Annotated in this window: 18 protein-coding genes and 4 pseudogenes; 7 read left to right on the forward strand and 15 right to left on the reverse strand. The window is 41.4% G+C overall.

Annotated features, from left to right (window positions below):
* Positions 1–28 precede the first annotated feature (28 nt).
* On the reverse strand, positions 29–955 hold the full coding sequence (gene kdgD / locus SC79_RS16405; RefSeq protein WP_039075968.1) for a 5-dehydro-4-deoxyglucarate dehydratase: 927 nt from the start codon (positions 953–955) through the stop codon (positions 29–31).
* 225 nt (positions 956–1180) lie between these two features.
* Positions 1181–1282, reverse strand: a pseudogene (locus tag SC79_RS21400) (hypothetical protein); the annotation flags it as partial.
* Positions 1283–1286: 4 nt separating this feature from the next.
* On the opposite strand from SC79_RS21400, the pseudogene SC79_RS21405 reads away from it, so the two are divergent.
* The 3 genes and pseudogenes from SC79_RS21405 to mmuP all read left to right on the forward strand — a co-directional run.
* Positions 1287–1595 (forward strand): annotated as a pseudogene (locus tag SC79_RS21405) (alanine:cation symporter family protein); the annotation flags it as partial.
* A 124-nt stretch (positions 1596–1719) separates the two neighbouring features.
* Positions 1720–2667 (forward strand): homocysteine S-methyltransferase, encoded by a 948-nt coding sequence (gene mmuM, locus SC79_RS16415; RefSeq protein ID WP_039075970.1) that lies wholly within the window; start codon positions 1720–1722, stop codon positions 2665–2667.
* Positions 2668–2787: 120 nt separating this feature from the next.
* Positions 2788–4200, forward strand: a complete 1413-nt coding sequence (mmuP, locus tag SC79_RS16420) for an S-methylmethionine permease (RefSeq protein ID WP_039075971.1) — start codon at positions 2788–2790, stop codon at positions 4198–4200.
* A 240-nt stretch (positions 4201–4440) separates the two neighbouring features.
* Here the strand turns inward: mmuP and SC79_RS16425 are convergent, their stop codons facing one another.
* From SC79_RS16425 to SC79_RS16450, 6 genes and pseudogenes are all read right to left on the reverse strand, one after another.
* On the reverse strand, positions 4441–5508 hold the full coding sequence (locus SC79_RS16425) for a branched-chain amino acid aminotransferase (protein WP_039075972.1): 1068 nt from the start codon (positions 5506–5508) through the stop codon (positions 4441–4443).
* 202 nt (positions 5509–5710) lie between these two features.
* Positions 5711–5986 carry a DUF1648 domain-containing protein gene (locus SC79_RS16430; protein ID WP_039075973.1) on the reverse strand — a complete coding sequence of 92 codons (276 nt, stop codon included), beginning with the start codon at positions 5984–5986 and terminating at the stop codon, positions 5711–5713.
* Between the two features lie 33 nt (positions 5987–6019).
* A pseudogene (locus tag SC79_RS16435) lies at positions 6020–6220 on the reverse strand (GntR family transcriptional regulator); the annotation flags it as partial.
* Between the two features lie 103 nt (positions 6221–6323).
* Positions 6324–7292 carry an oxygen-dependent tRNA uridine(34) hydroxylase TrhO gene (gene trhO, locus SC79_RS16440; protein WP_039075975.1) on the reverse strand — a complete coding sequence of 323 codons (969 nt, stop codon included), beginning with the start codon at positions 7290–7292 and terminating at the stop codon, positions 6324–6326.
* A 203-nt stretch (positions 7293–7495) separates the two neighbouring features.
* Positions 7496–7980, reverse strand: a pseudogene (locus tag SC79_RS16445) (AraC family transcriptional regulator); the annotation flags it as partial.
* A gap of 159 nt (positions 7981–8139) precedes the next feature.
* On the reverse strand, positions 8140–8421 hold the full coding sequence (locus SC79_RS16450) for a hypothetical protein (protein ID WP_039075976.1): 282 nt from the start codon (positions 8419–8421) through the stop codon (positions 8140–8142).
* Positions 8422–8739: 318 nt separating this feature from the next.
* Between SC79_RS16450 and gdhA the strand changes: the two genes are divergently transcribed.
* Positions 8740–10122, forward strand: coding sequence for an NADP-specific glutamate dehydrogenase (gene gdhA, locus SC79_RS16455; RefSeq protein WP_039075977.1), 1383 nt, complete (start codon positions 8740–8742; stop codon positions 10120–10122).
* Between the two features lie 42 nt (positions 10123–10164).
* Here the strand turns inward: gdhA and SC79_RS16460 are convergent, their stop codons facing one another.
* From SC79_RS16460 to pssA, 3 genes are read right to left on the reverse strand one after another with little or no spacing between them, the layout of a single operon-like run.
* Positions 10165–10956 (reverse strand): phosphatidylserine decarboxylase, encoded by a 792-nt coding sequence (locus tag SC79_RS16460; protein ID WP_039075978.1) that lies wholly within the window; start codon positions 10954–10956, stop codon positions 10165–10167.
* Positions 10949–11437 (reverse strand): DedA family protein, encoded by a 489-nt coding sequence (locus tag SC79_RS16465; protein WP_039075979.1) that lies wholly within the window; start codon positions 11435–11437, stop codon positions 10949–10951. The genes SC79_RS16460 and SC79_RS16465 overlap by 8 nt, the downstream gene beginning before the upstream one ends.
* Positions 11428–11961, reverse strand: coding sequence for a CDP-diacylglycerol--serine O-phosphatidyltransferase (gene pssA / locus SC79_RS16470; RefSeq protein WP_039075980.1), 534 nt, complete (start codon positions 11959–11961; stop codon positions 11428–11430). The genes SC79_RS16465 and pssA overlap by 10 nt, the downstream gene beginning before the upstream one ends.
* 674 nt (positions 11962–12635) lie before the next feature.
* On the opposite strand from pssA, the gene SC79_RS20205 reads away from it, so the two are divergent.
* Positions 12636–13007 (forward strand): YhgE/Pip domain-containing protein, encoded by a 372-nt coding sequence (locus SC79_RS20205; protein ID WP_052245619.1) that lies wholly within the window; start codon positions 12636–12638, stop codon positions 13005–13007.
* A gap of 32 nt (positions 13008–13039) precedes the next feature.
* The gene (locus SC79_RS16475) at positions 13040–13846 is read left to right on the forward strand and encodes a hypothetical protein (protein ID WP_052245620.1); all 807 of its coding nucleotides are present in this window, start codon (positions 13040–13042) and stop codon (positions 13844–13846) included.
* A gap of 467 nt (positions 13847–14313) precedes the next feature.
* Here the strand turns inward: SC79_RS16475 and SC79_RS21685 are convergent, their stop codons facing one another.
* Together SC79_RS21685 and SC79_RS21690 are read right to left on the reverse strand one after the other, a co-directional pair.
* Complete coding sequence (locus SC79_RS21685; RefSeq protein WP_082022773.1) at positions 14314–14712, reverse strand: HXXEE domain-containing protein; 399 nt, start codon at positions 14710–14712, stop codon at positions 14314–14316.
* Entirely contained in the window at positions 14709–14843 is a 135-nt protein-coding gene (locus SC79_RS21690; RefSeq protein ID WP_082022775.1) for an HXXEE domain-containing protein, read from the reverse strand. Before SC79_RS21690 ends, SC79_RS21685 begins: the two co-directional genes overlap by 4 nt.
* Before the next feature lie 174 nt (positions 14844–15017).
* On the opposite strand from SC79_RS21690, the gene SC79_RS16480 reads away from it, so the two are divergent.
* The gene (locus tag SC79_RS16480) at positions 15018–15617 is read left to right on the forward strand and encodes a TetR/AcrR family transcriptional regulator (protein WP_039075981.1); all 600 of its coding nucleotides are present in this window, start codon (positions 15018–15020) and stop codon (positions 15615–15617) included.
* A 622-nt stretch (positions 15618–16239) separates the two neighbouring features.
* On the opposite strand, the gene SC79_RS16485 is transcribed toward SC79_RS16480, so the two are convergent.
* Together SC79_RS16485 and mpr are read right to left on the reverse strand one after the other, a co-directional pair.
* Positions 16240–16659 (reverse strand): DUF2606 family protein, encoded by a 420-nt coding sequence (locus SC79_RS16485; protein WP_039075982.1) that lies wholly within the window; start codon positions 16657–16659, stop codon positions 16240–16242.
* The gene (gene mpr / locus SC79_RS16490) at positions 16622–17560 is read right to left on the reverse strand and encodes an extracellular metalloprotease Mpr (RefSeq protein ID WP_039075983.1); all 939 of its coding nucleotides are present in this window, start codon (positions 17558–17560) and stop codon (positions 16622–16624) included. The genes SC79_RS16485 and mpr overlap by 38 nt, the downstream gene beginning before the upstream one ends.
* Positions 17561–17577 lie beyond the last annotated feature (17 nt).

Here is a 17577-nt window from a genome sequence, read left to right on the forward strand (position 1 = left end):
TTGCCCCTTTCATGTTTTTTTCTGTTCATCAAACCGTCGCGGCTTTTTTCGGAAAACGGTCAGCCGCCTGCTTCAAAATCGCTTCTAATTGCTGATAGTGCTCTTTTTCAACCGGGCCGACAGGCGGTCTGGCTGTGTTTCTCACATTTAACCCCATAATCTCCATGCCCGCTTTAATCAAAGATACGGCGTATCCTTTTCGTTGTTTGCGAATGTCGTTGATCGGCAGAATCACATGCTGATAGAGCTCCTTCACCAGCTCGTCATTTCCGTTTTTCAATGCGTCATAGAACATCCGGGAAATATGCGGGATATAATTTGAAATCGCTGAAGAATAAGAATGAAACCCGATCGGCAGGTAAGCCGGCATCGTCACTTCAGCCATCGGCATTCCGTTGAGCCATCCTAAACGGTCGCCGAGTGTATAGACGAGGTTAATATTCAAATCCATATTCCCCACCCCATCCTTCACCCCGACAAGCTGTTCACATTCGGTCAGCCGCTTAATCTGTTCAACAGAAAGAACGGCGTTATCGCGCTGGTAAAGAATCGCATTCAGGTCAGTGCTTTCAATAATCGTTTTCGCATACTGGTACAGCCCCTCCTGTTCGCCATGTACCAAATACGGCGGGAGGATCAAGTAGCCGTCGGCGCCTTTTTTCTCCGCCAGGCGCGCCCATTCCAGCGCCGTGCTGAGGTTACCGCCAACCCCCGTGTAAACCGGTACCTTTCCTTCGGCTGCCGAGACTGCAACTTCGACCATTTGCTCGTATTCCTTCTGGCTGAGAGATTGAAATTCACCTGATCCGCAAGCGATAAAAATAGCTTCCAAGCCTTCTTCCAGCAAAAACTCAATGTTTTGAAAAAGAGCTTCTTCCTCCAGTTGTCCTTGTGTGTTAAAAGGCGCAACCGGAAAACCTAAAATGCCAGTGGGTGCTTTTCTGATACGGTTCATCCACATAACCTCCTGTTATTTGTGTATACAGCTCCTGTCTGAAAGCGCTTTTATTGTTAGTTTGGTTTTCATCCGCTCCTTCCCTATACTCTTTTGTTTAATTGTAAGACAAATGAACAATAAGTCAATATCTTTATTTTCTGATTTTTTATAAAAAAGCCGCAAAACGCTGTCAGCCCAGTATTTCTTCACAGCAAAAAAAACAGCCAGGACGACTGTTTTTGTTTACAAAGGGCTCTGTTTCCCCGTGTCGTACAAAAGCTTCGCTTCCAAAAAGAACACGTGAATGAATTTTTTCATATTGACTCTCGCAGGGGCGAGAGGCTCGTAACTAAGCGGAAACTATTATGATGTCGAAACCAATATCAGTTTTTTAAACAAAAGTGCTGGGGATGATTGTATGTGGCTGTGTTGCCAAAGTCCAGCTCGTATGGAATCTGGTTTGATGGCCGTCGTGAATTTAACAGCAATTTTCTTACTGTCAAAGGTCATTTTTGTGGCGCTGCACGACTATACACGCCAGAAAAAAGCGGGCAAAGACCCGGGCTTTTATAAAAATGTGCTTAACAACCACAATGGCATTGAATGCTGGCCGATTTCTGACACACAGGCTGACACACACAACAAACAAATATCGTAAAAAAGGATGTTCAGAAAGATGAGCTGAACACCTTTCCCTTTTCGTTTATTGACAAACACGCAAGCCTCCATTACGATTTTTATATCTTTTTCAAAAAATCTGAAAGAAGGCATCGGTACATTCTATGAACCCTATCCAACACATACTAGATACATACCCGCTTATTGTGCTAGACGGCGCCATGGCGACTGAGCTTGAACGCAAAGGCTGTGATTTGAACGACAGTCTCTGGTCGGCAAAAATCCTGATGGAAGAGCCGGAGCTGATCAAACAAGTGCATACTGATTATTTCGCGGCAGGCGCCGACTGTGCGATCACCGCCAGCTATCAATCTACGTTTGAAGGCTTTGCCGCACGCGGGCTGAGCGAAGCCGAAGCACGCCGGCTCATCGAGATGTCCGTCAGCATCGCAGCAGCAGCACGTGATGAATTTTGGGCGTTTGAAGAAAACCGCCTGAATCGCCCGAAACCGATCATTGCAGCTTCTGTAGGCCCTTATGGCGCTTATCTTGCAGACGGTTCTGAGTATCGCGGACACTACGGAATCTCAGAGGATGAACTTGTTGAATTTCATCGCCCCCGCATGAAGGCGCTGATCGAAGCCGGAGCCGATGTTTTGGCATGTGAAACGATCCCGTGTCTGAGCGAAGCAAAAGCGATTGCGCGGCTGCTGAAGGAATTTCCTGAAGCGTATGCGTGGATCAGCTTCAGCGCAAAAGACAGCCAGCATATCAGTGACGGAACACCTGCCGCTGACTGCGCGTCATGGCTTGATGAGCACCGCCAAATTGCGGCGCTCGGCATCAACTGCACGCCGCTTCAGCATATCCCTTCTTTAATAGAGGAGTTAAAAAAGCACACATCAAAACCGATCATTGTCTACCCGAATTCAGGCGAGCAATACGACCCCAAGACAAAAACGTGGAACGGCGCAGGATGCACAGAACCTTACGGAACAAGCGCCCGCACGTGGCATGAAAAAGGGGCGAAGCTGATAGGAGGCTGCTGCCGGACAACACCAGAAGATATCAAAGAAATTGCGGCTTGGGCGCAATCTTTAAAAACAACTTGACTTATCGGAATTGTTTGTATATTCTATCTTAAAGCCGGTTCGCCGGAATCTCGTGTCACTCGCTGACATGAGATTTTTTATTAGGAAGGAAATAAATCGCCGATAGAAAGTTGGTAAAAGATGAAATCTGTTCACAACAAGAATGAGACAAACTTTCAGAGAAGTATGAAAAGCCGGCACCTCTTTATGCTTTCCTTAGGGGGTGTCATCGGAACCGGGCTGTTTTTAAGCTCTGGCTATACCATTCAGCAGGCAGGCCCGGCGGGAACGATACTCGCCTACTTAGTCGGCGCTGGAATCGTCTATTTGGTTATGCTGTGCCTCGGTGAGCTGTCAGTGGCGATGCCTGTGACAGGCGCCTTTCACACGTATGCGGCCACATACATAGGGCCGGGCACCGGATTTACGGTCGCTTGGCTGTACTGGCTGACATGGACTGTGGCATTGGGGTCAGAATTCACAGCAGCGGGCCTGTTAATGCAGCGCTGGTTTCCCCATACATCCGTTTGGATGTGGAGCGCCGTCTTTGCGCTGTTCATTTTCTTGCTGAATGCATTTTCAGTCAAGTTTTTCGCTGAATCAGAATTTTGGTTTTCCAGCATCAAAGTATTAGCCATTATTATGTTTATTCTTTTAGGCGGCTCTGCCATGTTCGGCATCATCCCGATTCAAGGCGGGGAAGCGGCTCCGATGCTGTCCAACTTCACAGCGGAAGGCGGGCTCTTTCCGAATGGATTTGTCCCAATTTTAATGACAATGCTGGCCGTCAACTTTGCCTTTTCTGGAACTGAGCTGATCGGGATTGCCGCCGGAGAAAGTGTTGATCCCGACAAAACGATACCAAAAGCGATAAAAACAACGGTCTGGCGCCTTTCACTCTTCTTTATCGGAACGATTTTTGTCCTCTCAGGGCTGATTCCAATTCAAGAAGCTGGCGTCATCAAAAGCCCGTTTGTCGCTGTCTTTGACAGAGTCGGTGTGCCGTACGCAGCCGATATCATGAATTTTGTCATTCTGACAGCGATCCTGTCAGCGGCTAATTCAGGACTCTACGCCTCTTCCCGGATGCTGTGGTCTTTATCAAAAGAAAAAACGCTTCACCCGGCATTTGCAAAGCTGACGTCAAAAGGAACTCCGTTTAACGCGCTAATGTTCAGCATGATCGGCGGCATTCTGTCATTGCTGTCCGGCGTATTTGCGCCAGACACTGTATACGTTGTGCTCGTGTCGGTTTCCGGTTTTGCGGTCGTTGTTGTGTGGATGGGTATCGCCGCTTCTCAATTTATGTTCAGAAAACGTTATATCGAAGCGGGAAACAAGGTCGCCGATTTAAAATACCGGACCCCTTGGTATCCGTTCGTGCCGATTGCCGCGTTCCTCTTATGTCTGGCTTCCGTCATCGGCATAGCCTTTGATCCGAATCAAAGAATCGCACTGTATTGCGGCATTCCGTTTATGGCCGTCTGCTATACTGTGTATTATGCGAAAAACCGGAAAAGCAAGCAGACATCTGATATGACTTATTCAAAGTAAAAAGAACCTGCCTCCGAGCAGGTTCTTTCAGATTGTTGACAAAGTCATAAAACGGTTTTCGTTTTATGACTTTGTCAGCTTTTCAGCGTGATTGAAAACCCTTGAAGTCTAGGAAGGACGAGCATTGGAGCACAGCGAATGTAGCAATTCGTGAGCACCAACGCGCAGGACTGACAACGAATGCGAGGGTTTGTCGACACGCTGAAAGAACCTGCCTCCGAGCAGGTTCTTTTTTCAACTTCACACTTCCACTATCCAGTTAAACGGACCTTTCACTTTGCCAAGCTGAATATCTGTTATCGTTTCATACAGTTTTTTCGATATGTCCCCGATTTGTCCGTCGCCTACAATCACCGTTTTTCCATGAATATTGAGTTCACCGACAGGGGTAACCACAGCTGCCGTGCCCGTGCCGAAGACCTCCGTCAATTCCCCGCGTACAGACGCCGCATAAATGTCATCAATTGAAATTCTATCTTCACGAACCGGAATGCCCCAGCTGCGAATCAGTTCAATGGCAGACGCCCGTGTAATCCCGCTTAAAATGCTTCCGTTTAAAGCCGGGGTGACAGCTTCCCCATTCATAACAAAAAAGATGTTCATGCTTCCGACTTCTTCCACATATTTCTTTTCAATAGCGTCAAGCCAAAGCACCTGGTCATAGCCCCGCTCATTCGCTTTTCGCTGCGCTTGAAGGCTGGCCGCGTAATTTCCCGACGTTTTTGCACATCCGACTCCGCCGTTTACCGCCCGCACGTACTCATCTTCGACGTAAATTCTTACCGGCTTCAGCTGATCGCCATAATAGGAGCCGACAGGCGAAAGCACGATCATAAATGTATAGCTTTTGGATGCCTTCACCCCGAGACTCGGTTCTGTGGCGATAACAAAGGGACGAATATACAATGACGTTCCCTTTTCCTTTGGAACCCAATCTTTCTCCAGTTCAATTAATTTCGTCAATGCTTCAAGCACCAGCTCTTCATCTAAAGGAGGCATACTCATGCGCTCACACGACCTGTTCAGCCGTTTGATATTTTGGTCAGGCCGGAACAGCAGCACTCTGCCATCTTCTGTCCTATACGCTTTTAATCCTTCAAACACAGCCTGGCCGTAATGAAATACAGATGAAGAAGGATCAAGCGTAAGCGGCGCATATGGTGCAATTCTCGGATGATGCCAGCCCATTCCCTCCTCATAATCCATCACAAACATATAATCCGTAAAATACTTCCCGAATTCCAAGGATGACGGATCGGGCTTTTCCTTATGAAATGGCATTTTTTCTCGTTCAATAAGCTTATTCAATCTTTAACACACCTTCCGTAGTTGTTTAAATATTCAGTCTTTTAAAATTACAAAAAACACAGCCGCTTCTTTTATGATACGCCGCTTCCAACCTATAAATTTCAGAATATTCTTTATGATCATGAGCTATTATACACCACATTCATTGTCAAATGAAGATGAATAAAAGAAAAACAGCCAGATTCACTCCGGCTGTCTGACATTAGACCGCTAAATACAAGATGACAAGATGACAAATCAGCAAAATATACACCGCAATCACAAATTGCCAATTGACCTTCCGCGCCCATGCAAACACCAACATCATGACAGGCAGTATCACTGTCCCCGCCAGCTTGTGAACCATCATATCCGGGCTGTTTGTTGCATCATAATGAATCGGCATCTCGGCCGGAAGAAACGGATAACACACGATTGAAAGGATGAAAGCAGCAATGACAGACCCCCACAGCACCTTTCCATTCGTCAAAAGAAACATAGAACCACCATTCCTTTCTTCAACACGTATTCTTTATGAATGATATGACTGTTCTACGGTGAATTTCATTCGGTCTCCCCTCGTATTCATATGCGCATATTCCACAATCTCTTCATTTTTATCATAGGTGAGGGATTCTGATAAAAACGCCGTCGCGCCGACATTGGTGAATAAGTAACCGCTGATTTCAATATTGTATTTTGTTCTTAACAGTTCAAAAAGCGAGCCGCTGCAAAAGCATGAAAACATCGCCGTAAAAAAGACAAAATCCCAAAACGAAGCTTTTAGGATTTTGTCAACAATCTAACAACACCTTAAAAACAAGGTGCACTATCTATTATTCAGCAGCAGCGTGATCTTCTTTTTCAATCGCTGCCAGTCTTGCGTTTACTTCTTCTTCTGTCATATTGTGCTCTTTGACATACAGGTTTCTTGAGTTCGTGCGGCATTCGTGGCTGCAGCTGCGCATATACTTATACTCATTTTCCGGTGTGCATATCATTTTTTTGTTGCAAGATGGATTTGCGCAGTTCACATAACGCTCACACGGTTCACCTGTAAAGTGGTCTTTTCCCACAATCACATGCTCGACACGGTTGACAGGCACGCTGATTCTTTCATCGAATACGTAGCACTGGCCGTCCCAAAGCTTGCCTTGCACCTCAGGATCTTTTCCGTATGTCACGATTCCGCCGTCAAGCTGTGATACATCTTCAAAACCTTGTTTCATCAGCCAGCCTGAGAATTTTTCACAGCGCACGCCGCCTGTGCAGTACGTTAAAATCTGTTTGCCTTCAAGCATGTCTTTGTTTTCTTCGATCCACTCAGGCAATTCACGGAAGGCTTCGATATCAGGACGGACAGCGCCTCTGAAATGGCCAAGATCATACTCGTAATCGTTACGCGCGTCGATCACAATTGTGTTTGGGTCCTGCATTTTCTCGTAAAATTCCGAAGGCTTCAAATGCTGTCCCGTTGTTTCATTCGGATCCACATCATCTTCTAGACGAAGCGTTACAAGCTCTTCCTTATGGCGGACGAAGATTTTTTTGAACGCATGGCCTTCTTCCTCATCAATTTTAAATACCATATCCGCAAAACGAGGATCAGCTTTCATTGTTTCCATATATTTTTCAGTCTGCTCAACCGTACCTGATACCGTACCGTTAATTCCTTCAGAAGAAACAAGGATACGGCCTAGCAAACCAAGCTCCTTACAAAAAGCCAGATGCTGCTCTCTAAACGCCTCTGGATCTTCAATCGGAACATATTTATAGTAAAGTAAAACTCTGTATTGTTTTTCCATGATTTAAACACCCTGTTCAATTATAGTTAGTTGCTATGCACACTCTTACTATATCATACAGGAAAGTGCCGCAAAGATGAACATATCCGCCCACACTCTATTTTTAGAGCAGAATGGCTGATACATGGGGACGAAAAACGGTATTGATTATTTCGGTATGGTTTTTTCCATTCATTTACTAATAGGTTGATTTCCTGTTTATCCTACTCCACCTCTTCTTCAAACGATAAATTCACGGGTTCTTCCAAAAGTTCAGAAGCCACTTCCATATTCGCAGACGGCACATGTTTATTCCCTTCTTCAAAAGACACTTGATCAATCCAAGTCTGGCCCGGGCCGGATAATAACGCCAAATGAAATCACAGCGCTATTTTCCGGAACATCTAACACGATAGAACAGTAATTCCAATTCCGTTGTCCCAGTAATCGGCCTATTACTCATATTCTCGAATAGAAGAATATCTCCCGCCACACGATCCACCCTCATCCAAAGTGAGGAGAATTGCTGAACCGGTTTCGTCTGAATAAACTCCGAAAGCATGATTCTTTTTCCTATATAACGCTCGGCTTTAAACTGCTGCATCATCGTAGCAAAGTCACCGGCATCCTGTACCGTTTTAGACTTTACATACCCCGACACCTTTCCTTGATGAACATTTTCATGATCAACCCCCATTTCAAAATGAATAGACATCACAAAAGTTTCCTTTTCCAGTATTAAAAAGCTTGTTGACCTGCCCTCAGTTAGGCTAATCAACAAGCTTATTCCATTCTAGATATCTTTATATTTCCCTGTCACTTCTCCCGGTTTACTTTCCCTTTCTTCAAAGATTTATATTTTAAGCTCTTATTTTTCTCTCATGACCTGTTGAAAATAAAACCGATACGTGTTCCCCAAAAACGTCTCGACAGGCAATTGCACCTCTTGCCGGTATTTACCGATGATAAATGGAAAACGCTCCATTCCTTTTTGCCGAAGGTCATCTGCTTTTTCCGGCTCATTCTCTTTTACAAGCTCACGAATGAGTGTCTCTGCAACCGGCCAGCATGCATTTCGAAGATTCAGAAGAGATTCATGATCCCCTGTTTGCTGAAAACGCTGTATCCAGTTCATCAGTTGTTCATCCATCATCATCACCCCCTTCAATGATAAGCCGACAGACATCATCTGCCAATCTGTTCGTTGATCGCTTGTCAGATTTTCTTCATGCGGTCCTGTTTACATTTGTTTCTATGCTCCCGCCTTTCGTAGACCTTTTTTCCCTGTTTTTCGTTTGAGTGATGATCCATCTCATATCAGCATCGTTTTCATCTATTTTCCATATTGATTAGACATAATCAAACTTGTAAAATGTACCACAATATGTAACCTAACAAAGCATGTCAACTCATTTGTCAGATTACCTCCATTATATTTTAATACTAGAAGAAAAAGGAGTATTGAAACATGCATACCTTAGAAGATGTAAAACAATCCAACTTACAGGCCGCAGTAAATTATGTGAATAAAGTGTATAAAGTTGTGGAGCAGCGCAACCCTCATGAAGCGGAGTTTCTTCAAGCTGTAAAAGAAATATTCGATTCCCTCACACCAGTCTTAGCCAAACATCCAGAATACATCAAACACAATATCCTTGAAAGAATCGCAGAACCTGAACGAATGATAACGTTTCGCGTCCCATGGGTTGATGATCAGGGCTGTGTTCAGGTCAACCGCGGATTCCGCGTACAATTCAATAGCGCGATTGGCCCTTACAAAGGCGGTTTGCGGTTCCACCCTTCCGTCAATGCCAGCATTACAAAATTTCTGGGATTTGAGCAGATTTTCAAGAACTCCTTAACAGGCCAGCCGATCGGAGGAGGAAAAGGTGGATCAGATTTTGATCCAAAAGGGAAATCAGACGGAGAAGTAATGCGCTTTACCCAAAGCTTCATGACAGAGCTCTGTAAATATATAGGACCGGATCAGGATGTGCCTGCTGGCGATATCGGCGTCGGAGCGAAAGAAATCGGATACATGTTCGGACAGTATAAGAAAATAAAAGGCGGATATGAGGCCGGTGTATTAACTGGGAAAAGCCCCGGTTTTGGCGGAAGCTTAATCCGCACAGAAGCTACCGGCTACGGCACGGTTTACTTTATGCAAGAGCTCTTAAAAGACAATGGCCTTACTTTTGAAGGTAGCACCGTTGTTGTTTCCGGCTCTGGAAATGTGGCCATCTATGCGATAGAAAAAGCCGCTGAACTCGGTGCATCGGTTGTGGCATGCAGCGATTCAAACGGTTATATTTATGACGAAAACGGTATCAACCTCAGTACACTGAAGCGTTTAAAAGAGGTTGAACACAAACGACTCAGCGAGTATGTAAAAGAGCATCCGCACGCGCAGTATGTCGAAGACGGCTCTGGTATATGGTCCATTCCATGTGACATCGCTTTGCCGTGCGCCACACAAAATGAAATTGACGAGACAGACGCGAACATTCTCGTGAGAAACGGCGTAAAGGCTGTTGGAGAAGGCGCGAACATGCCATCTACATTGGAAGCCATCGAAGTGTTCAGAAGCAATCAAATTCTTTTCGGTCCTGCGAAAGCAGCCAATGCGGGCGGTGTCTCCGTGTCAGCCCTTGAAATGGCGCAAAACAGCGCCAGATTGTCTTGGCCAGCGGAAAAAGTAGATGCCAAACTGCGCGATATTATGGTCACTATTTATCGTGACAGTATGACGGCGGCTGAAAAATATGGCCAGCCGGGGGACTTGATCACAGGCGCCAATATCGCCGGGTTCCTAAAAGTAGCAGACGCCATGGTTTCTCAAGGCGTTATATAAAAACAAAGAGGCGCCGGCTTTTAAAAGTCGGCGCCTCTTTATTTATTTCATATAGCCAATTGCCTGTCCCACTTGGACTTCCTGACCTTCTGTTAAATGGGCGGACGGCTGGAACGCGTCTTTTTCAAAAATCAAAATGACGGTTGAGCCGAATGAAAAGTAGCCAAGCTCCTCGCCGATCTTTAATTCATCCCGGGTGCTCGTCTGCACGATAGAGTTAATATTCATTGCGCCGACAGGAATCATCAGGACACTTCGAGCACCGCCATTCAGCTCGTACACAAACCGGTAATTTTTCGAAAGCACATCTTTTCCGTATTGTAATCCTAATTGATTGACCGGATATGAGCGATTTCCGAGCTCGGCCAGCTTTTGATACGTGCAGCTGATCGGGGAATGGAAACGGTGATAATGCCGCGGGCTTAGATACAGTACGATGAAATATCCGCCGTTATATTGATGGTCCGCACTTTTACAGCCGGTCAGCTCAGCGAATGAGTAATCTTTTCCCTTTACCGTAAAGGTCTGGTTTGGATTTATTGTTCCTACCGTCTGAACCACACCGTCCACAGGGCTGACCACCGCATGCGCCTCTTTAGAAACAGGGCGCCTCTCCAAATTAATATGCCGAATGAACAATTCGGACAGCGAGCCGTAATCAGCGGCCGAGCCATCTACATCATCCCAGTTAATCCGAAAGTGTTTTGAGAAAAGCGGAATGACTGGTTTGCTGATGGTAGACTCGCAAAATCTTTTAATCAGATAGGAAGACAGACGATGATTTGTCAGCTCTATCAATGAACGATACAGAATCTTTACAGCTGTGTTAAACATGAATAATCCCTATAACCCTTCCGATTGTAATAAAAATAAAGCACCATAAAAAGGCGCCGACTGCCGCAAACGTAATATACGTTTTCAATTCCATTTTGCCGATTCCTGAAAAGTAGCACGTCATATGTCTGACGCCGGGTATGAAATAACCAAAAATGAGCGAATATGGACCGTATTTCTTCATCCATTTTTCCACTTTGATCATTCTCTTTTCTTTTAATCCGACCCACTTGCCGTACTTGTCAATAAATGGGCGGCCGGCTTTTCTGCCGATCATGTAGCTGATCAGCATACCTGACAAAGCTCCGACAAAGCTGATGAATATTGAAAGCTCATAATTCAGCACGTCCGTATTTGTGAAGTAGCCGACAACAGTCATCATCACTTCATCTGGAATCGGCAATCCAACAATCCCTAATACCAACATCAAAAAAATAGCGAGATAACCGTAATCCGCTATGAGATCCTGAACTAATTCCATCTCTCGGACTCCAGGTTTTCTGCCTCATGTTTTTTAAAATGAGGGAATTTGATTTTACTCACCATTAAATAAGAAAGTCCACAAGCACCGATGGCCAGCAGGATCGGGTGATAGGTAAAGCTGAGCAGCACAAGACACATACCCGCAAATGGAATCGGCATTCCGATAAATGTCGGAAGCTTACTTTGTTCAATGTTAAATTTAGAGAGGCGAAGCATTCCGCAAATGCTATACGTCAATGCGCATAAAATCCCGATAAATGGCAGGGAATATAATGCGACACTGTATGCAAGCATGGCAGGAGCTACACCAAACGTCACCAGGTCGGCAAACGAATCGAGTTCTTTGCCCATATCAGAAACGGCATTAAGCTTACGTGCAGCCATCCCGTCAAAAAGGTCGAGAAGCATGCCGGTAAAAATGAAAAGCACTGCTGAATGAATGTTATGATATAACAAGGAATGAATCGCCAGCAGGCCGCAAATAAAATTTCCTATTGTAATCATACAGGGGATATAATTCACAGTGTAGCCAAACCTCCAATTAAAACAATCCTAATACGGAACATGTGATCAAATTAAATCTATATAAAATCTCAAGAAGTCTATTTAAGCACTTATTAACGCATACATATAAAATACACAGCAACAAGTTTGAGCATAATATTTATATCGGTCATCGGTCATATTTAATGAATTGTTACACAGAGCAGAAAATGCAAGACCGTTTTAAAACAACATTCATTATCTCATATCTTTTATGTTCAGTATAGCACTTTTTGGAATACTAGATTAGATACAAACAGGATCCGTATATTTATTTAAAACGACTCCCTATATCATAAAATTGGTATATAACAATTGAATTCATTAAAAATGATTTGTTATTCCCTCCAGTCTTGCACCTTTTTAACATTTCTATAATCTGCTTTAATATCTAAAATACAACTTAGGGGCTCATTCATTATTTTTTGTTAAAGAGTAAGAAATAGTCCCTTCCATCAGATTATGATATCCATACGCATCGTTAGTTAATTCAATAATATAATTTTATGAAATTAACAAGACACCTCTTAACGATTTGTTGAGTAATAAACTAATGCAACTTTATTGTGTATTGCAATTCTTTTTAAAAAAATTACAATTATTCAAGACCTTATATCCAGAATAAAATAAAACAAAACTAGAGGTGAAAATCTATGAATTTTTTCAAACAAAAACTTATACTGCTATCCCCAATCATGGCTTTCTTAGTAGTAGCAATCTTCTGCCTTTCAAACAATCCAACAGTTAACCCAGAACCTAAAGATATACCTATTGCAATAGTAAATAATGATCATAGTGTAAAAATCTCAAAAAACGAAGAGGTTAATGTAAGTAAAGAGATTGTCAAGGCAATGAAAAGCAAAACAAAGGCTTCTGCCGGCAAGGATGCTATCGTTAAATGGATAGACGTCAATAGTGAGGAAAAAGCACAGGAAGAGTTGAATAATCAAAAATATTATGCTGCTATCATCATCCCTAAGAGTTTTCTGAAAAACAACTTTCCTTCCAAACTGAAAAACCTATAAACCCAGAAGTCAAAATTTTAATTAACCAAGGAATGAATCCAGTTGGCGTAAAAGCGACTGAACAAGTAATAAATAAGATTTATGATTCAATAAATACTAAAACACGTGCAGAAATTACCGATTTATTAAAACAAAACACCGATAAATTAAGTTTTGCACAATCTTTAGCCATGGTAACTCCAATAAAAAAAGAAACAAAGTATGTAAATGAAGTCAGCTCACATAGCGCAAATGGTAATGCGCCTATCTCAATATTTCAACCTCTGTGGATGGCAAGTCTTATTTGTTCCGCACTTGTATTTTTGGCAATAAAAAAAATAACTTGCCCAACAAAAATTGAGAAACTATATTTAAAACTTTGGCAGATTGTATTAGGTATTCTCCTATCTTTTATAGTTGGATTCAGTATTGTCTGGATATCAGTCTATTGGTTAGATTTGAATATTCCAAATTACACAAATACAGCTCTATTTTTAACTTTATCATGTTTTTGTATATATCTTTTAATATCAGCAATCTTATCATGGATTGGTATAGCAGGTATTCCTTTATTCGCCATTGTACTTTTCATTAGTTTGCCGATATTAAATCTTCCAAAAGAGTTTTTAACATCTTTCAATTATCAATATGTTAATTCTTGGTTACCTTCTCGTTTTGTTGTCGATGGTCTTCGTGAATTACTATACTTTAAAACTAAACTGCAAATCAGTGATGAGCCAGTTAAAGTTTTAATATATATAGGAATAATCAGTTTAATTGTTTTAATATTATCAATATTAAAACGTTCAAAAAATGATTTAAATAATGCTAGAGCGAATACAGCGGAATTAAGCAATTAATATAGAAAGTGTTAAGGTGAGTTCCCTGTTGGCTGGAACTCACCTTAAATGTTTGTTTTGGAGCTAACTAATTAAGGGTTTCTACACTGATCATTTAAAAAACATATTAAACTTTACTAGAAATGATAATCATACTTAGATCCAGGTTTATTTACCATAAATATAAGAAGAGCGAGCAGCCCACTTTTGAAAATATATAAAAAATAATCATTAACATATATATTCTCTGCTAATGATTAGATTGGAACCAACCATAGTTGGTAAATTTTTAGACAGTCCCACTGAAAGATCACCAGTTTATCTATATTCAGGTACACTTCTATTTTTTCATGCATTTGATACTAAATACCGTTAATCATTTATTTTAGATTAATTTACAAGCAAAAGGTACAAAATACACAACAAATCTTTTTCATCTTACACTCCATCAGAGTTTGCAAAAGAATGCTCTTTATAGTTTTAGAATCTTAAACAAAAAATGATTTAATGAGAATTTTTCCTGAAATAACCGCATAAACCTTTTTACCTATATGTAGACAAAAATGAATATTCAAAATAAAGAGAATCAATATGTAAGGAACAATATATTTCCAATTCACTAGTTGATGTTCATAAAATTCATAAAAGATATATACATTATGAACACTAGATATCACCCCACTTAAAGTTCCGGGTACATATTTTTTTATGTAAATGCATTGAAGTATATGGATTAGTATGTGAAGAAAATAAACTAAAACTAAAGAAAAAAATAAATTATAAAAGTTAAATTGAATACAAACAACTGTAAATATGCATATAATTATAAACTCTTCAAAAACTCCAATTGAAAATGACTCGCTGCTTATCCCTTCAAACCTATTTATGTAGTTCTTACTCCACTATATTTGTTAAGCAAGTACTTTTTGTTTTTCTTGATCCATGGAACAAAAAAAACTATCTCTTCAAATTCATGAAACATGAAAATAATCGGAAAAACCCACATTAAACTTTCCATATCTCGTACCTCGAAGTCTAAAAACTTAAAAATGAGAAATTATTGATTGTTTAGGTCTACTTTGAGTATACTTTATGACAGATAATTGAACAATATATATATATTAGAAATTCGTTTGCTAATCAACAAATATAAAATATATGAATACTAATTAATTGAGGGATGAAAGTTAAGATGAATAAAAATGATAGACGCTATTTAAAAACTGAAAGAGAAATATATAAAGTATTCGGACAATTACTCAACCAAAAGAACTTCGACCAAATTACGATTACAGACATTACTACATTAGCTGATATAAATAGAGGCACTTTTTATTTACATTATAAAGATAAACATGACTTACTATCGAAATGTCAGCAAAAATTTCTATCTGACTTAAAAAGTCTATCATCTACAGTGGAGAAGTTAGATATAGTAGAATACTATAGATCCAATAAACACATCCCTTTTCTTGTCGAAATGATAAAATATTATAAAGAAAACCACTTAATACTCGGTGCTCTCCTCAAAGAGAAATTTGATTTAACGTTTAAAAGAGAAATACAAAATCTTATGGAAGAAAATATTTTCAGTATTCCTAATGTAAAAAAACAAGAGCAGGGAACAATTAGCAGAAACTTTCTGATATCTTATGTTTTTTCTGCTCATTTTGGAATTATAAGAGAGTGGCTAAATCAAGGAATGCAGGAGTCACCTGAGGAAATAGCTAGTCTAATATCAAGACTAAGTTTACAAGGGTTTATTAAGGGTTCAGGTATTTTCAATTTATAAGAATTGATAAGAATTGATTAAATTCGATAATATCTATTCTCTCGTAAAAAAAGAAAGACTTAAAGGACGGTGCAATGCAGCAGAATTTGATCTGTTTGACCAAAGTTAAAGAGGAGCATTTGCTTCATTTTTATCATTGAAAAGATCAAGCCTTACAAAGTGAATACAAAAGATGTCGCTCTTGATCCGGTTATTTGACACTTCCGATCTGTAAAAGATTAGCTGAAAGCTTTTTTAGCGTTACTGCCCTTAGACGATTATCGCTCTACTAGAAGCTTGTTTCCAAAAGAGAATCCACTATGAAGTTTGAAGGTTTTATTCAAAAATACATTGTGAATTCATTTTTATCGTAAAACTAGAATGCATTACCATGAGCATGTCTCGCAAGGAACACCCGCCGATCATGCTTCCATCGAATCGTTTTAATCCTCGCTAAAGTATGAAACGTTCTATCTTAACAGCTTGTTTGAACCACGACGTTGAACGCATTTACTATTATAACAATATTTATATTCAAGAAACTAAACAGCCAATCACCTATAAACGATTGGCAATTGACTGTTTAAAAGATGTGCTGATCCCTGTCTTAAAAACGTAGATCAGTCCCCTTTTTACAGTAGTTTTAATTTATTTCTGAACGATCTTTACTATTAAAAACACAGATGATCACCTTATCTTTCTGATCCTCTGTTAATGAGATGTGATGGGTTACTGATGTTTCATCCTTCGTCAATGCGACTGAGTAATGACCTTTTTTGCCGGTATCCCATTTGATGTCTCCATTTTTGTCTGTTTTGCCGAGTATCTCGCCAATCTCTATACTCGGCTCTTGATCTGAGGCCGGTGCTGCGACAATTGTCACTTGCACCCCTTCAACCGGCAGCCCCTCGGCATCCTCCACATGAAGAGTGACAGGAATCGTTGTTTCTTTTTGAGCAGATTGGGTCGGTGAACCGCACCCGCATAAAAACAAAATAAACATAAAAATGGCTAATTTGCTGTACTTATTGATTTGCCCAATATTGAATATTGTTGAATACATCGTTCGTCACCCTTGTTCCCAAGTTGTATGACGATCCCCCGTTCGTGTGAATCGCAATAGCTGTCTGGCCTGTGTCACTGTAGTTTCGATAAACAGGTGAGCCGCTTTGGCAGCCGTACGTATCGGTTGTATAGGTCAGCTTATATGTTTCAGCGGATCGAATCGGCTTTGTACCAGACCACATTGTGCCAAATGTTTTGTCACATGGGAATCCTGTCACTGACGAGGAAAGGCCAACAGGACTGCTGCTGTTTGTTGTCCGGTAGCCGTACCAGCCAACCGTGTTTCCGGGAGAACCGTTTAATTTTATAGCTCCGTAATCATAATTGGTGTTATTGCTTTCCGTCCATCCTTTGACGGAGTAAAACATCGTGCCTGAATAAGTTCCATATGGATATGACGAACCGTTGCGGCCCGGCGCGGCTGTTATCGTTGAAGCCCAGCCATGATCCTGGCTGTACACACAATGCCCAGCCGTTACGACTGTATTGGCATTGACCAAAAACCCGGTGCAGCCATATGTGCTTGAGGTGTTAGGATACTTGATTGAAAGTTGGACAGTTGCCCTGTAAGGAAAAGATGTAGTGCTGGAGATTCTGGTGCGTTCATCGGTTCCGATGATACTCGAAGGCTGTAAGGCTTGAATGTTTTTTTCCAGTTCCTTTTGGCCGTATAGCGATTTACTTGTTTTCCCGGTTCCCTCATAAGGAGCGGAAACCTGTTCTTCTTTTGACGTTTGGTTTTTCGTAGCATCAGCTTCTTTACCCGTATTCGAAACAGACGTTTGCGGGTTCTCTGCCGCCTTTGCCGGTGCGCCGAAAGATACCGACGCTGCTAATGCCAAACATAAAACCGTTACGTAAGCGAACCACTTTTTTCTGAATCTTGGAACTAATTTCATTTTGTCATCTCCCTCCC

It is taken from the genome of Bacillus sp. MSP13 (assembly GCF_000815295.1).
In the GTDB taxonomy this organism is placed as follows: domain Bacteria; phylum Bacillota; class Bacilli; order Bacillales; family Bacillaceae; genus Bacillus; species Bacillus vallismortis.

Excerpts from the sequence above, each read along its gene's own strand:
- mmuM (WP_039075970.1), top strand. The coding sequence starts at position 1,720 with ATGAACCCTATCCAACACATACTAGATACATACCCGCTTATTGTGCTA.
- SC79_RS16430 (WP_039075973.1), bottom strand. The coding sequence starts at position 5,986 with ATGTTTCTTTTGACGAATGGAAAGGTGCTGTGGGGGTCTGTCATTGCT.
- kdgD (WP_039075968.1), bottom strand. The coding sequence starts at position 955 with ATGAACCGTATCAGAAAAGCACCCACTGGCATTTTAGGTTTTCCGGTT.
- SC79_RS16475 (WP_052245620.1), top strand. The coding sequence starts at position 13,040 with ATGAATCCAGTTGGCGTAAAAGCGACTGAACAAGTAATAAATAAGATT.
- trhO (WP_039075975.1), bottom strand. The coding sequence starts at position 7,292 with ATGGAAAAACAATACAGAGTTTTACTTTACTATAAATATGTTCCGATT.
- SC79_RS20205 (WP_052245619.1), top strand. The coding sequence starts at position 12,636 with ATGAATTTTTTCAAACAAAAACTTATACTGCTATCCCCAATCATGGCT.
- mpr (WP_039075983.1), bottom strand. The coding sequence starts at position 17,560 with ATGAAATTAGTTCCAAGATTCAGAAAAAAGTGGTTCGCTTACGTAACG.
- mmuP (WP_039075971.1), top strand. The coding sequence starts at position 2,788 with ATGAAATCTGTTCACAACAAGAATGAGACAAACTTTCAGAGAAGTATG.
- SC79_RS21690 (WP_082022775.1), bottom strand. The coding sequence starts at position 14,843 with ATGGAAAGTTTAATGTGGGTTTTTCCGATTATTTTCATGTTTCATGAA.
- SC79_RS16480 (WP_039075981.1), top strand. The coding sequence starts at position 15,018 with ATGAATAAAAATGATAGACGCTATTTAAAAACTGAAAGAGAAATATAT.
- SC79_RS16450 (WP_039075976.1), bottom strand. The coding sequence starts at position 8,421 with ATGGATGAACAACTGATGAACTGGATACAGCGTTTTCAGCAAACAGGG.
- SC79_RS16485 (WP_039075982.1), bottom strand. The coding sequence starts at position 16,659 with ATGTATTCAACAATATTCAATATTGGGCAAATCAATAAGTACAGCAAA.
- SC79_RS16460 (WP_039075978.1), bottom strand. The coding sequence starts at position 10,956 with ATGTTTAACACAGCTGTAAAGATTCTGTATCGTTCATTGATAGAGCTG.
- SC79_RS16465 (WP_039075979.1), bottom strand. The coding sequence starts at position 11,437 with ATGGAATTAGTTCAGGATCTCATAGCGGATTACGGTTATCTCGCTATT.
- gdhA (WP_039075977.1), top strand. The coding sequence starts at position 8,740 with ATGCATACCTTAGAAGATGTAAAACAATCCAACTTACAGGCCGCAGTA.